The following is a 13,492-nucleotide window of genomic DNA, read 5'->3' on the forward strand; positions in this document are numbered from 1 at the left end:
TTTACCCCGTAGGTAGCCATTTATGGCGACAAGTAATGCTTCAGCTCCCTTTGTTTTCAGCGTAGCTTTAGATAGAAACACAATTCAAGCGAAATCTCTATCACTCAATCTCACAAAAAATTGACGCCTTTTATGGGTTCAACAACCAAGATAAATACAAAATTAATTTTCTCAATATTTTCAATACATAACCAAACAGCAGAGCAATATTTACAAGCTTGGTTTAAAAAATGCATCTGAAATCAAAATCAGAATTAAACTTAAGCATGTCACCAATATGAACAAAAGCACAAATACAGTTTATGTGTTGAGCGGTTACGCCAAATGCGCCATCACTCAGCAAGGGAAATACAAACCCGGTAACAAACACTCCATCGGCCTGCTAACCACAGACGAAAACTATAAAGATAACATCAATAAACTTGAGGCCTTTATTAAAGATTTAGGTTGGGAGTCCATTACGTTTTGCATGGTCGAAACCGTTAACGACATCAGCACCCTATCCAACGACGTTTTGGTATCCAGTTTTATGCGAGCTCAGCAAAATGGCCAATCGTTAGTAGTAAACGATCTGCCTATTACCGTCCATTAAGGCGGTAAATGCACACGACAAGGCCTGACTGTCAGCAATGGCGGCAAAAGCACTACGCAACTCTATTCCGAGCTGAAGATGATCGGGTAGGAGCGGCTTCACGCCGCGATCTTTAGATGCTTGCCAGCGGCTACGAACAATTTGTAGTAACGACTTTATGTCGCGAACTGTTTGAACCCAATCTGCAACTTTACCTTTTGGTAAGCTACTCTACTTTCTATAATGCTTTAAATACACTACGTTGGATGAGTCACAAGCACCACCTGAAGCAACTTTGTTCACATCCCCAAGGTACTCACTTTTAACCAAAGCCTGGCAATAAGCCAGTAACTCCTTTATCGGAATAACCTTTTCTTTACGCTTAGTTTCTTTGTTTGTTATTCGTTTTACGGACGTGTTTAGGTAAATCGCTAATTCAGTCGCTTGATGGGCTGATAACTGGGATGCACCTTGCTCTCTTAAAATTTGTTCAACCCAAATCCCTGCATCGCTAATATGCCCATTTATACTTAAATCAGTATTTTTAACCCAATCAACGTTAAATGTTATGTCTGATAACTCACTCAACAACAGGGCTATTTCACTTCTAGGCATCCTTCCATCAGCGCTTTGATAGCTCTCCAATGTTTCTGCCAACATTGCCTGCCACTCCATAGTGAGTAACTGAGTTAACTCATCAACAGTTAGTGGTAAAGTAACTGGTATAAAGAAGACAAAGCGACTATTGGCTTCACAAACAATTATGGTCTTTTCATATGACTTGTATCGATTATCAATCACATGAGCTTGCCAGCACATAGCTGTGCTATCTGACTTCAATGTATTAACCCCCGCTTGTTTACCTTCACGCGTTGGTAATCTCGACAGATCGGTTTTAAGCCATTTATTTAATGCATTGCTGGCAGAGAATAGTAACTTCATCTGACTTCTTTTCCCCTTTAGGCTGTTTTACTGCCATTTCTGAACTACTGAGGTAAGGAACCTTACCTGAAGGCACTATATTAGCAGCCGCCTCCAAATGCACGTCTTGATCATCAAAAAATATGTGAGGATTAAAGGCTTTTAATACTTTATCTTTACTCACCCCACCTAAAAAGAACGCTTCATCAACATAAACACCCCACTCCCGCAACGTTTTGATTACGCGCATTTCTGATGGGCTATTTCTGGCAGTAACAATAGCGATCCGAATAGGCGAATACTCAACTCTTATCGGAAGTCTGTCTTGCAGTTTTGACAATTTTCTCAACAAATTGGCATACGGCCCGTCTTGCATGGGAATATCTTGTTTTTCATCTTCTTGAGCATGAAAAGCTGCCATACCTTGAGTTTTATACACCAACTCACTTTCGTCAGAAAATAATACTGCATCACCATCAAAAGCAATTCTTACCTGACCCTCAGGTATTTTAGGAGCATTTATTGGCGGATTTTTTAAAATAGCCGCGGCGCACTGGGTTGAATCAATAACTCGCTGCGCATCATCAATATTAGTGGTAAGAAACAAATCTACGTCGAAGGCGTCAAGATAGTCTGCAACCGACTCTCCTGCGGTAAACGCTGAGCGCGTAATATTGAGTTTATCGTGGCGAATGGTATTAAGTACCTGTAAACCAGTATCAGGGCTATTGCGCGACATAACCACCACTTCGACGAGCGGCGATCTATCATCTGCGTCTTGGTATTTATTTAAAGCAAGCAAGGCTTTAATTAAGTAATAACCCGTACCCGGTTTTAGCGGTTCGTCTTCATGCTTCAACATATAGTCCCGATACGCTTCAATCGCTGTATCTGGGTCTTCAGCATAGGTTTCGCGAAATATTTTATCTGATGCACTCATATCAAAAAGTGCCGTTGCTGAAATACCCACCACTAAGGTATTACGTAAATCAAGTGCCATTACCGCCCCCTTATTACTCTCTTTATACTGGCCTAAAACCTGTGAGCGGTTTCTTTAACTTACTGAGTAGACTTAGCCATATATGCAATCCTTTCAACAAAATCATGATTGACTTGATTTATCACTTTGTTAAATATGCTCAAAGATCTCGATGAAGCACAAGGTGAGCATACCCTGAGTCGCAATTGTCAGCTCAAATACAGTCGCATACTCCTACACTTCTAAGTACATTTGAAATTTGCTCCGATCTACGCTCGATACTAAGCTGCAAACGCACAAATTCAATGCGCTCAGCTAGAATTGGATACTTGTGTCTGCTAACAGAATAAATGTGAACGTTCTGGGGGAAATAATCCCTATGTTTGATTGCATTTTAACTCATAGTAGTCCAGATTGCTTCTTTGGCGAGAGGAGCGTATCACTTTCGTCAATTGTCATCCTCTTCCACACCTTTCTATAAGTATCTTACTTATTTATATGAAAACATATCTAACACTCTTAACACCGTACCCAAATCAGAGGCCGTTCGGTTTTTAGTAATTCTAGAGCTATCTTATCAGATGACAATAGAACGAGTTTATTAGATATTGCATACAGGCATTAAAAAATATTAGTATGCAATATCTAATAAATTTAGATTCTTTCGAAAAAGGATTTTATGCTCAAGATAAAAGTTGGTGGCCTTGATAGTATCCCGTCGGTCTACTTCAAAACATCTCCATCCTTAAAAGAATTCAATACTTATTGGCACTCAGGTAGAGTCCCTAGAGTCCAATGGGACTTAAGGGAGATTGCTTATGGTAAAATTAACGTTGCTGCAGCTTCGCTCTTTTTAGCCCTAGCTCACAGAGTTAGGCAATATACTAGAGCACCCCAAGAAATATTACTGGACTATCACCCCAAAATTTTTGCATTTTTAACTGAAATTAAGTTCTTTAATGTTGCAGATGAATATGACCTTTTTGAGTTACCTTACCCTATTGGAGGATACTCAGATCTTAATATAAACCCTAGAACACAAATACTATCCTTAGACCAGTTCTCAACCAGACCTGATATTTTTGACATAGAAGAATTAGCTGAATGGAAAAGAGTCCATCGTGAGCAATTTAGAAAGCTTTTAATAGCAGATTGCAGTGACTTGTTTCGTTCGGTTCAAATGGGGCCAAGCGAAAAAGATCTACCTTTAATTATATCTAGAATTTGTGCTGAGATTGCTATCAACTCTTTACTATGGGGCCAAGCTACAGCTTTCTTGGGACTGCAACGAAGCCGAAATTTGATCGGGATTAGTGTAATTGATGTTGGCAAAGGATTTCGGCAAAGCTTTAAAGAAAAGAATATTCATTCAGAAATAATGCAGAGTGCCAATGGAGAGAATGCTGATTTATATGCTTGCCTTCTAGCAAGCATAACCAACGAAAAGCATTTTGGGCTAAAACGAGCCATAGAGAATGTGATTTCAGCCGGTGGCAATATATCAATAGGATCTGGTTCGGCTGAAGTACATTGGGGGGAAAAACTTTGGTGCAGTTTCATCGAGCACTGTAGAGATTATGGTGTAAAAGCTGCAATTTCTGAAATTGGAAAGTTAACTTTCAAAGCCGGTACAGAAAATAAAAAAGACGGTTACGTAAGAATTTGGAATAACTCTATTAGAGGTGTAAGAGTTAATTTTTCTATGCCCGTTCAAGGAGGAAACTAATGAAATATTTTATTCCCTCTGATACTTTTCACTATACAAGAGCTTTGCTCTTTTCATGGGCATGTAATACAGCACCAACAAATTTGTCTGAAACTAATGGTGTTTTTTTTTCTACAAAGTTAAAAGAATATGTGGGCTCACTACCTAAAGCTAAAATAATTGTAAATTGCAACAATGTTGTTGATGTGGATGACCATTTTTTAGATCCACTAGAAAAAGTAATCAAGGAAAAAAAAGTCAGCGTCTTGTTCTATTCGAACGACAATAAAAACAAATTAACAAACTACATTAGAAAAAACTTTACAGAAACATCAACATGCCAGATGCGAAAAACTGAGATTAGTTCACTGGTAGCAATTGAAATTACCCACAATGGAAAGTGGCTTGATGACTTAGAATCAGTAATTCTAAATGTTAATAAGCGAGAAAAGGAGTCCTTGATAGATGTTGTGTCTGATTGTTTTTATAAGAATGAATGTGATGAAGTTCTTTCCTCAACCCCGTTGGTAGCTACGGGCAGATTTAATGCTATGGACATCATTTCAGACCCTTATAAATTTAGGTGGTTTATCCTGAACCTAGTGGAATCGATCAATAATATTGTTAGCAAAGATGAACCTAAATCATATACCTTAGTAGCCGCAAGCCTAAGAGGCTCTGTAATAGCTGGCTCTGTTCATGAGCTACTGTTGTATATATCAGGTTCAGATTTATATTTGATTGATCATATTGGCCCAAAACATCATATTTACGAAATGACAAACTCGCATAAATTTGAGGAATCCGATTATTGTATATATATAGGTGACTTTCTTATCGCAGGAACCGAGTTAAAAGTAACACAAGCATATTGTCAATTCACTGGCGGAAATATTAAGCATTCCTTTGTTATTGGTAAATATACTGAAATAGAAAACCTAAATAATCAAATAATGCTTCACAGCCTAGTTAGTTTGCGTGATTGTGTGGATGAATTAACCTATACGTTGAAATAAAATGAAAGTACTACATTTAACAGATCTTCATATAAATGAACCTAATGGAAATAAAGAAGCATTAAGGGCCAATTTTTTTGACGAATTTCTTCATAGCCTCATTATTCAGTTAATTGGCTCTGAGGTTAAAGCAATTATTGTAACAGGTGATTTAATCAACATCTCAAAAACAGAAAATTATCCGCATGTTGAGAAAGTTTTGATGTACATTGCTGATAACATTGGTGTTGATAAGAAAAATATTTATATAGTTAATGGGAACCATGATGTACCAAGAGAATCAGGGAATTTAGAAGCTTTCAATAATTTATTAGGGGAATTTGGTACTAGTATTCTTGAAAAAGGCTATTACCTTGAAGAATTCGATTCCGAGTATTCAGTTTTAGGATTAAACTCGACTGGTTCAAATTATTCTAATGGACTCCCAGCTACATTAAAAGATTCATTAAAGAGCGAAATTGTTAGTAAGATCAAAGATAATAAAATAAAAAATTTAATTGTTCTTTCTCATCACCTTCCTATGTCACATCAAGCTGGTAAGCAAGCCCCCTTTGACGAAGATGATGAAAATGACAGAGCCCCAGATAGAAAAGGTTGGGCAGAAAGTCATATTTGGAATGAAGGGGGACATTTACTTAGAAGGCTGGCTAATCCGGTTACTACATCCGGTAATGTTTTTTGGTTCGGTGGAGATATTCACAGGCCTGAATTTATTTACGAATCTGAGAAAAAATATGTAATTGCTACAGGAAGTCTAAATACTTATCCTGAAAATAATTCATCTATTTCCCCGCAAGCTAGATTGATAGATCTAGCTCAACCCAAAGAGTCTAAGCACTTCGAATACAAGTTTGATGGGCATTTTAAAAAGCAACTAGAGGGAAAATGGATAGAAGTTCCATTTGAAATAACCAATATCAATACACAACACAATACTAAAATAAGAGATTCCATTAACGAAAGTCAATTTACTAGTAGAAACCAGTCCGATCAAGCCACTATACCCAAGACCACGAATGACTTAACTACAAAGCCATCTAAGTACATGAAAATAGATGATAAGCTAGATGCTTTAATATATCGAACAATTAAAGATCATGGACTATATCAGACTGGACAATTTGAAACTTGTGAAGAATACACAGCTTTATCGTGGGTAAATATAAAAGATTTATTAAAAAGAACAGAACTTTATAGTATGTTAATTAATAACTTTAAAGCCCAGATAAAATTAGCACAAGAAAAAGAAATTGATAAATCAGATATTATTCTAATAGGTGCGGATACATGGGGTGCGATTATGGCAGCGAGACTAGGATCTGCTAGCAACATTCGAAACTGCTGTGTAGCTGTACGTGGTGAATCAATTCGTTATGACGAAGAAGAAGTTGTGAACAAGCGTCTAACCAATATCATAAAGACCAAGAAATTGGTTATAGTTATAAGTGATGTCTTAGCTACTGGAAAAACTCTTTCAACGATCAGTAACTCCTTAAAAACTGAAAGCTCGAAATGGGTAGCATTTTCGATAATATGTGATCCAAGCTATGCTAGAGAAAGTAATACACGTAACTATGAAAATATTTTTGTAGCTTGCACATCCATAAAAATGCCTTTTATAGAAACCACAAAATTACCAGATGCAAGCATGTTGAATCGCGATATTTCATTTGTCTCAAGGTAAAATTTTTATTTTTAAACCTAATTAAATGGGGTTGCTGCGCCTCTTTATCTTTCCCTCCTAAAACTAATAAATATAAAAAAGCCGCCCCTTTTTCAAAGGGCGGCTTTTCAAAATTTGCTAAGTCGCGCTAAAGCGCGACCTACAAACTCTTACGCATCGCGGTAAGTATCAACCGCTGGGCAAGAACAAATTAGGTTACGATCGCCGTATACGTCGTCGATACGGGTTACCGTTGGCCAGAATTTGTCTTTTGCTACGCTTGGTACAGGGAATGCAGCGTAAAAACGGTCGTATGCGCGGTTCCAGTCCTTGCTTAGTACGTCTGCTTGCGTGTGTGGTGCAAATACTAATGGATTGTCTTCGATAGACCACTCGCCTGATGCAATCTTGTCGATTTCACCTTTGATAGAAACCATGGCTTCGATAAAGCGGTCGATTTCTACCTTAGACTCAGATTCCGTTGGCTCAACCATTAGTGTGCCCGCTACTGGGAACGACATCGTTGGTGAGTGGAAGCCGTAGTCTTGTAGACGCTTAGCAACGTCCATTTCGGTGATGCCTGTCGCTTCTTTCAGTGGGCGAAGGTCAACAATACACTCGTGGGCAACACGGTCGTTACGGCCACGGTATAGAATTGGGAAGTGCTCGCTCAACTTAGCCGTTAGGTAGTTAGCATTCACGATTGCCATTTCTGTTGCTTGTTTTAGGCCTTCGCTGCCCATCATCGCGATGTATGCCCACGAGATAGGTAGAATAGCAGCAGAGCCGTAAGGTGCCGCAGAAACCGCGCCGTTACCTACGTTTGTGCCTTCTACGTTGATCACGCTGTGGTTAGGCATAAATGGCGCTAGGTGCGATTTAACACCGATAGGACCAACACCTGGGCCACCGCCACCGTGTGGAATACAGAATGTTTTGTGTAGGTTTAAGTGCGATACATCAGAGCCGATTGAACCTGGGCTAGTTACCCCAACCTGCGCGTTCATGTTTGCGCCGTCCATGTATACTTGGCCGCCGTGCTGGTGCACGATGTCGCATACTTCACGGATAGACTCTTCGTATACACCGTGTGTAGATGGGTAAGTGACCATGATGCACGATAGGTTTTCAGCTACGTCAGCGGCTTTCGCGCGTAAGTCTTCCATATCGATGTTACCGTTTTTATCACAGTCAACCACAACCACTTTCATGCTTGCCATTTGTGCAGACGCTGGGTTTGTACCGTGCGCTGAACTTGGGATCAAACAGATGTTACGGTGACCTTCACCGCGAGACTCATGGTACTTACGGATCGCGATAAGACCTGCGTATTCACCTTGTGCACCTGAGTTAGGCTGTAGTGATACTGCGTCATAACCTGTGATGTTCACAAGCCAGTCGTGCAGCTCAGTCATCATGATCTTGTAACCTTGTGCTTGGTCGATTGGGCAGAACGGGTGCAGCTCTGCAAACTCAGGCCAAGTCACTGGGATCATTTCAGCGGTTGCGTTTAGCTTCATGGTACACGAGCCCAATGAGATCATTGAGTGGTTTAGTGCTAAATCTTTGTTTTCAAGACGCTTGATATAACGCAGCATCTCGGTTTCGCTGTGATAGCTGTTGAAGTTCGCGTGCGTTAAAATTTCATCGTCGCGTACTAGGCTTGCAGGAATACCTGTAATGTTCTCGCCTGATACTTGTGCGTCTAGCGCATCTACATTTAGGCCGTGGTCGTCACCTAAAATGATGTCGAATAGCTCAGCTACGTCTGCACGCGTAGTGGTTTCGTTTACTGCAATTGAGTATTCGCCGTTGTGGTTAAGGGCAAAGTTTACACCTTTTGCTACCGCACGCGCCACAACCGCTTGCTTGTCAGCGTCGTCCGCTTTAACGGTAATGGTATCAAACCACGTATCGTGCTTAAGTGATACGCCTTTTGCTTTAAGACCCGTGGCAAGAATGCTTGCAAGGCGATTAATGCGCTCAGCGATGATCTTAAGACCTTGAGGACCATGGTAAACCGCGTAAAACGCAGCCATGTTCGCAAGTAGCACCTGTGCAGTACAAATGTTTGAGTTGGCTTTTTCACGGCGGATGTGCTGTTCACGAGTTTGCATCGCCATACGTAGCGCGTCGTTACCTAAACGGTCTTTAGACACACCAATAATACGGCCAGGTAGTGAACGCTTGTAAGCATCACGCGTAGCAAAGAACGCAGCGTGTGGACCGCCGTAACCCATAGGTACACCAAAACGCTGTGCAGAACCAAGTACAACGTCCGCACCTAGTTTTCCTGGTGCTTTAAGTAGCATTAAGCTCATGATGTCTGCGGCAACACAGGCAATCGCTTTTTTGTCTTGTACTTGTGCGATTAGGTCAGTAACGTCAACCACTTCACCTGATGTTGTTGGATACTGGAATAGCGCACCAAAAATCTCGTGGTTAGCGGCGTCGCTAGCAGGGCCTACTACTACTTCAAAACCAAACTGCTCAGCACGCGTAGATACTACGTCGATAGTTTGTACGTGTACGTCGTCGGCAATAAAGAAGATGTTTGCTTTTTTCGCTTTAGATACACGTTTCGCAAGCGCCATTGCTTCTGCCGCTGCGGTGGATTCGTCAAGTAATGATGCACTGGCAAGATCAAGGCCGGTAATGTCCATAGTCAGCGTTTGGAAGTTAAGTAGTGATTCCAAGCGACCTTGCGCAATCTCTGGCTGATAAGGGGTGTAAGCAGTGTACCAACCCGGATTCTCAAGTACGTTACGTAGGATAACGTGAGGTACGTGCGTTGGGTGGTAGCCTTGACCGATATAAGATTTGAAAACCTTGTTTTTGCTTGCTACTGATTTCAGGTAACTTAGGGTTTCCACTTCTGTGCGGCTTTCACCGATCTGTAAGCCCTCTTCTAAACGAATTGAAGCAGGTACAGTTTGACCGATCAGCTCTTCAACACTAGATACTCCAAGAGCGCTTAGCATCTCGCTCACCTGTGCTGGGCTTGGCCCGATATGGCGACGGATAAAATCTTGCTTTTGCTCTAACTGTTCAAGAGATTTGGCGTTTGACATTAGTCCAGGTTCCTATGATCCAAATGAAAAAGGTGAATACTGTTTTTATCTAAATGAGATACCTTGGTAACGGCAGTATTCTAAAAACATTGGCATGATCTCGTCATACCTTGAGCAAGCACCCTTGCCCAAAAAGCAACAATAAAAGCCCCTAAAAAGGGGCTTTTATTGTTATCAACAAATTAGTCTTCGTCGATTGAATTTGCGTAGCCTTCAGCGTCTAGTAGGTTATCTAGCTCAGACTCATCAGACGCTTTAATTTTGAACAACCAACCGTCACCGTATGCATCGTTGTTTACAGTTTCAGGCGCATCTTCTAGCTCTTCGTTGATTTCAACGATAGTGCCGCCGATTGGTGCATAGATGTCTGACGCTGCTTTTACAGACTCAGCTACCGCGCAGTCTTCACCCGCGTCAACTTCATCATCTACGTCTGGTAATTCAACGAATACCATGTCGCCTAGAAGCTCTTGTGCGTGCTCAGTGATACCAACAGTGTAAATGCCGTCACCTTCAGCGCGAACCCACTCGTGTGAAGTAGCGTACTTTAACTCGCTAGGAATGTTGCTCATTTTTTTGTTCCTTTGGTCGGTTGCGATGTCACCCCGTGAGCGACATCAATGTTATTCTATTTATTATCTATAAAAACTAGATAATTGACTTGCCGTTACGAACGAAGCTTGGCTTAACTACTTTAACATCAACTAGCTTCTTACGCATTTCAACTTGTGCAGTCTCGCCAATTGAACGAGGTACACGCGCAAGCGCTACACTGAAGCCTAAAGTTGGTGAGAATGTACCAGAAGTGATAACACCTTCGCCACCTTCTACGATAACTTTAGAACCACCACGTAATACGCCTTTGCTTTCTAGGACTAAACCTACCAGCTTATCGGTGCTTTGCTCTGCACGTTGCTTGGTGATAGCCGCACGACCGATAAAGTCACGCTCCTCTGGCTCCCATGCAATTGTCCATGCCATGTTCGCTGCAAGTGGAGACACCGTCTCGTCCATGTCTGAGCCGTAAAGGTTCATGCCCGCTTCTAAACGTAGCGTATCACGTGCACCTAGGCCAGCTGGACGCACACCTGCGTCTAATAATTTTTGCCATAAGTCCGCCGCACCATCGTTGTGCACTACGATCTCATAACCCTCTTCACCAGTGTAGCCAGTTGTTGCGATAAATAGGTCGCCAGCTTGCACACCAAAGAATGGCTTCATGCCTTCAACAGCCGCTTGTTGTTGTTCGTCTAGGATAGTTGCTGTTTTTGCTTTTGCGTTTGGACCTTGTACCGCAATCATCGCGTACTCAGGACGCTCAGTGACTGTCACTTCAAAATCTGCCGCTACCGCACCGATATGTGCGAGATCTTTTTCGCGTGTTGCAGAGTTAACTACTAGGCGATATTGTGTTTCAGTGAAGAAGTAAATGATAAGGTCGTCAATTACACCGCCCTGCTCGTTTAGCATACCTGTGTATAGCGCCTTACCAGCCACAGTAAGCTTAGCTACATCGTTTGCAACTAGCTTTTGTAAAAATGCCTTTGCGTCTACACCTTCGATATCAACAATCGTCATGTGTGAAACGTCAAACATGCCCGCATCTTGACGCACCGCGTGGTGTTCTTCAATTTGTGAGCCATAGTTGATTGGCATTTCCCAACCGTGGAAGTCTACCATTTTCGCGCCAGCTTCTAGGTGCTTCGCGTGTAGTACTGTTTTAGAAGTCATACTTATCCTTCACTTTTTTACTCAGCCGCCATCAGTTGGCGCTGAGGGGGTTATTGTTATCGCGCTTACGATAACTGCACGGAATTTATGAAACGAGTTTAAAACCAGCGTCAGTGAGCGTCGTTTGCCATTTTTCTAACACAGCAGCTTGCGCAATCAACTGATACTGTTGCTGTTCGTCCACCAGCAAGGTCGTAATAAATACTTCACCGCTTTGCTTGCCATAGCAGGCATTTTTATCTGAAATCCTCAGGCCTGGCGTTAACGTAAAGTCACTGACTAAACGCTCAAACGCAAGCTCACCGCTTATGGTGGCAGCAACTAAATCATGACGGCGTACCAGTTCAATATCAAACTCGTCGGCATGGCTATCAATCAGTGTTGCCAGCTCAGCGGCTGCGCTTTCACTTACAACAAAACGGTAAGCTGTTTCACTAAAATAGTACACGGCGAAATTTTCGCCACTGTCTAGTTTGCCTTGAAAACCCAAGCCTGGTGCCATTAACTTATTCAAGTTAAGTGCAAGAATTTGGCTTAAGAAAGGCGTGGTCTCAAAGCCGCTGAAATCGAGTACAACAACAGCATCAGTTGGCATGTAATGGTTTTGCGCCGGAACACTGCCCTGACGGTGCTTTGCAAAGATAATTGGCGTGACGCTCATGGCACTACCTTAGTGAAATTTCGATGAGCAAAAGTATAAGGATGCGCAAACTCAACAACAAATTGTATTTACTTATCAATTGATAAATAATATTAATGTACTTGGGTTTTATAAATTGCATTTCCTTATATGAAAAACTTATCAATTGATGGATTAAGAACGCTGGTCACTGTGGTTGATGTCGGTGGATTTGCCAAGGCTGGTGAACTGCTTGGCTTATCTCAGCCTGCTGTTAGCTTGCAAATCAAACGTTTAGAAGACATGCTAGGTTGCAAACTGTTTAAAAAACAGGGCCAAAGGCAGGTGTTGAATCAATATGGTGAGCTACTTTTGCCTCTAGCCAAACAAATGCTGCAGCAGAACGACGCAATTATTCAGCAATTTACCTCAGAGAGTGTGACAGGCCGAGTACGTTTAGGCATTCCAAGTGAGTTTGCAGCACGGATCTTACCTTCTATTATTGGCGATTTCGTTTCTTTATATCCTGATGTGGCGCTGGAAGTTAAATCAAGGTTGAGTAAACACTTACTTTCTGTGGTAAGGCAAGACCAGTTTGATTTGGTGCTAGCGCTTAATGAAGAACTCTCATCCTCTAAATATCCAGTCTTTATGCAAGATCAATTAGTTTGGGTTGGCGATTTATCGCTTGCGCAGCATTCGGTTGTCACTTTAGTCACCGCGCCGGAGGGCTGTATTTATCGCCGCCGCGCTATCGAGGCGCTGCAGCAAGCTGGATTACAATACCGGATTGTATATAGCAACGCCGATTTAACCGGCCTTACTGCCGCTTTAAAAGAAGGGCTCGGGATCACTGTGCTGGCCAAAAGCACCGTGCCAGCAGAGCTGCCTTATCAGACCCAAACCCAAATATTACCCGAACTCGGCCAAATCGGTATCAGCCTAGTCAAAAACACCCAAGAATCCGCCCACGCGGTTGATAAACTCGCTGAGTTTATTGCATTGAGGCTAGGTTAAAAGATCGCGATGTAAAATCGCTCCCACCAGCAACACAGAACTCATGTGGGAGCTGCTTTACGCGGCGAGGTTGTTGAAAAGCTCGCGGGGTGAACCCGCAGACAAAACCACTCTGTTTTGTGGGAGATGTATGGACTCCTCCCCCTTAACGGGAGAGTACGGTATAAAGATATTGCAAAACACTTTTACCAAATAAGGA

At 41.9% G+C, this 13,492-nt stretch carries 11 protein-coding genes; 5 read left to right on the plus strand and 6 right to left on the minus strand.

The annotated features are described in order from the left end of the window. The first annotated feature begins 277 nt into the window (after positions 1-277). On the plus strand, positions 278-592 hold the full coding sequence (locus tag NO992_RS10620) for a hypothetical protein (protein ID WP_349195404.1): 315 nt from the start codon (positions 278-280) through the stop codon (positions 590-592). 210 nt (positions 593-802) lie between these two features. On the opposite strand, the gene NO992_RS10625 is transcribed toward NO992_RS10620, so the two are convergent. Together NO992_RS10625 and NO992_RS10630 are read right to left on the minus strand one after the other, a co-directional pair. Continuing rightward, entirely contained in the window at positions 803-1,513 is a 711-nt protein-coding gene (locus tag NO992_RS10625; protein WP_371376845.1) for an amino acid adenylation, read from the minus strand. After that, positions 1,476-2,492 carry a 5'-nucleotidase gene (locus tag NO992_RS10630; RefSeq protein ID WP_371376848.1) on the minus strand — a complete coding sequence of 339 codons (1,017 nt, stop codon included), beginning with the start codon at positions 2,490-2,492 and terminating at the stop codon, positions 1,476-1,478. Before NO992_RS10630 ends, NO992_RS10625 begins: the two co-directional genes overlap by 38 nt. Before the next feature lie 658 nt (positions 2,493-3,150). On the opposite strand from NO992_RS10630, the gene NO992_RS10635 reads away from it, so the two are divergent. The 3 genes from NO992_RS10635 to NO992_RS10645 are packed head-to-tail and all read left to right on the plus strand — an operon-like array spanning position 3,151 to position 6,876. Continuing rightward, a complete protein-coding gene (locus NO992_RS10635) occupies positions 3,151-4,197 on the plus strand; it encodes a hypothetical protein (protein WP_371376851.1) in 1,047 nt (348 codons plus the stop codon). After that, complete coding sequence (locus NO992_RS10640; RefSeq protein WP_371376854.1) at positions 4,197-5,192, plus strand: hypothetical protein; 996 nt, start codon at positions 4,197-4,199, stop codon at positions 5,190-5,192. Before NO992_RS10635 ends, NO992_RS10640 begins: the two co-directional genes overlap by 1 nt. 1 nt (position 5,193) lies before the next feature. After that, on the plus strand, positions 5,194-6,876 hold the full coding sequence (locus NO992_RS10645; RefSeq protein ID WP_371376857.1) for a metallophosphoesterase: 1,683 nt from the start codon (positions 5,194-5,196) through the stop codon (positions 6,874-6,876). Positions 6,877-7,025: 149 nt separating this feature from the next. Here the strand turns inward: NO992_RS10645 and gcvP are convergent, their stop codons facing one another. The 4 genes from gcvP to NO992_RS10665 all read right to left on the minus strand — a co-directional run bounded on the left by gcvP (position 7,026) and on the right by NO992_RS10665 (position 12,318). Then, positions 7,026-9,926, minus strand: coding sequence for an aminomethyl-transferring glycine dehydrogenase (gene gcvP / locus NO992_RS10650; RefSeq protein WP_371376861.1), 2,901 nt, complete (start codon positions 9,924-9,926; stop codon positions 7,026-7,028). A gap of 182 nt (positions 9,927-10,108) precedes the next feature. Further along, positions 10,109-10,498, minus strand: coding sequence for a glycine cleavage system protein GcvH (gcvH, locus tag NO992_RS10655; protein ID WP_371376864.1), 390 nt, complete (start codon positions 10,496-10,498; stop codon positions 10,109-10,111). Between the two features lie 76 nt (positions 10,499-10,574). Next, the gene (gene gcvT, locus NO992_RS10660) at positions 10,575-11,657 is read right to left on the minus strand and encodes a glycine cleavage system aminomethyltransferase GcvT (RefSeq protein WP_010370538.1); all 1,083 of its coding nucleotides are present in this window, start codon (positions 11,655-11,657) and stop codon (positions 10,575-10,577) included. 85 nt (positions 11,658-11,742) lie between these two features. Beyond that, positions 11,743-12,318 carry a hypothetical protein gene (locus tag NO992_RS10665; RefSeq protein ID WP_017217916.1) on the minus strand — a complete coding sequence of 192 codons (576 nt, stop codon included), beginning with the start codon at positions 12,316-12,318 and terminating at the stop codon, positions 11,743-11,745. 129 nt (positions 12,319-12,447) lie between these two features. Here NO992_RS10665 and NO992_RS10670 point away from each other — a divergent pair, with 129 nt between their 5' ends. Then, on the plus strand, positions 12,448-13,293 hold the full coding sequence (locus NO992_RS10670) for a LysR family transcriptional regulator (protein ID WP_010370532.1): 846 nt from the start codon (positions 12,448-12,450) through the stop codon (positions 13,291-13,293). Positions 13,294-13,492 lie beyond the last annotated feature (199 nt).

The organism is Pseudoalteromonas sp. DY56-GL79 (genome assembly GCF_041414765.1).
Lineage (GTDB): Bacteria > Pseudomonadota > Gammaproteobacteria > Enterobacterales > Alteromonadaceae > Pseudoalteromonas > Pseudoalteromonas piscicida.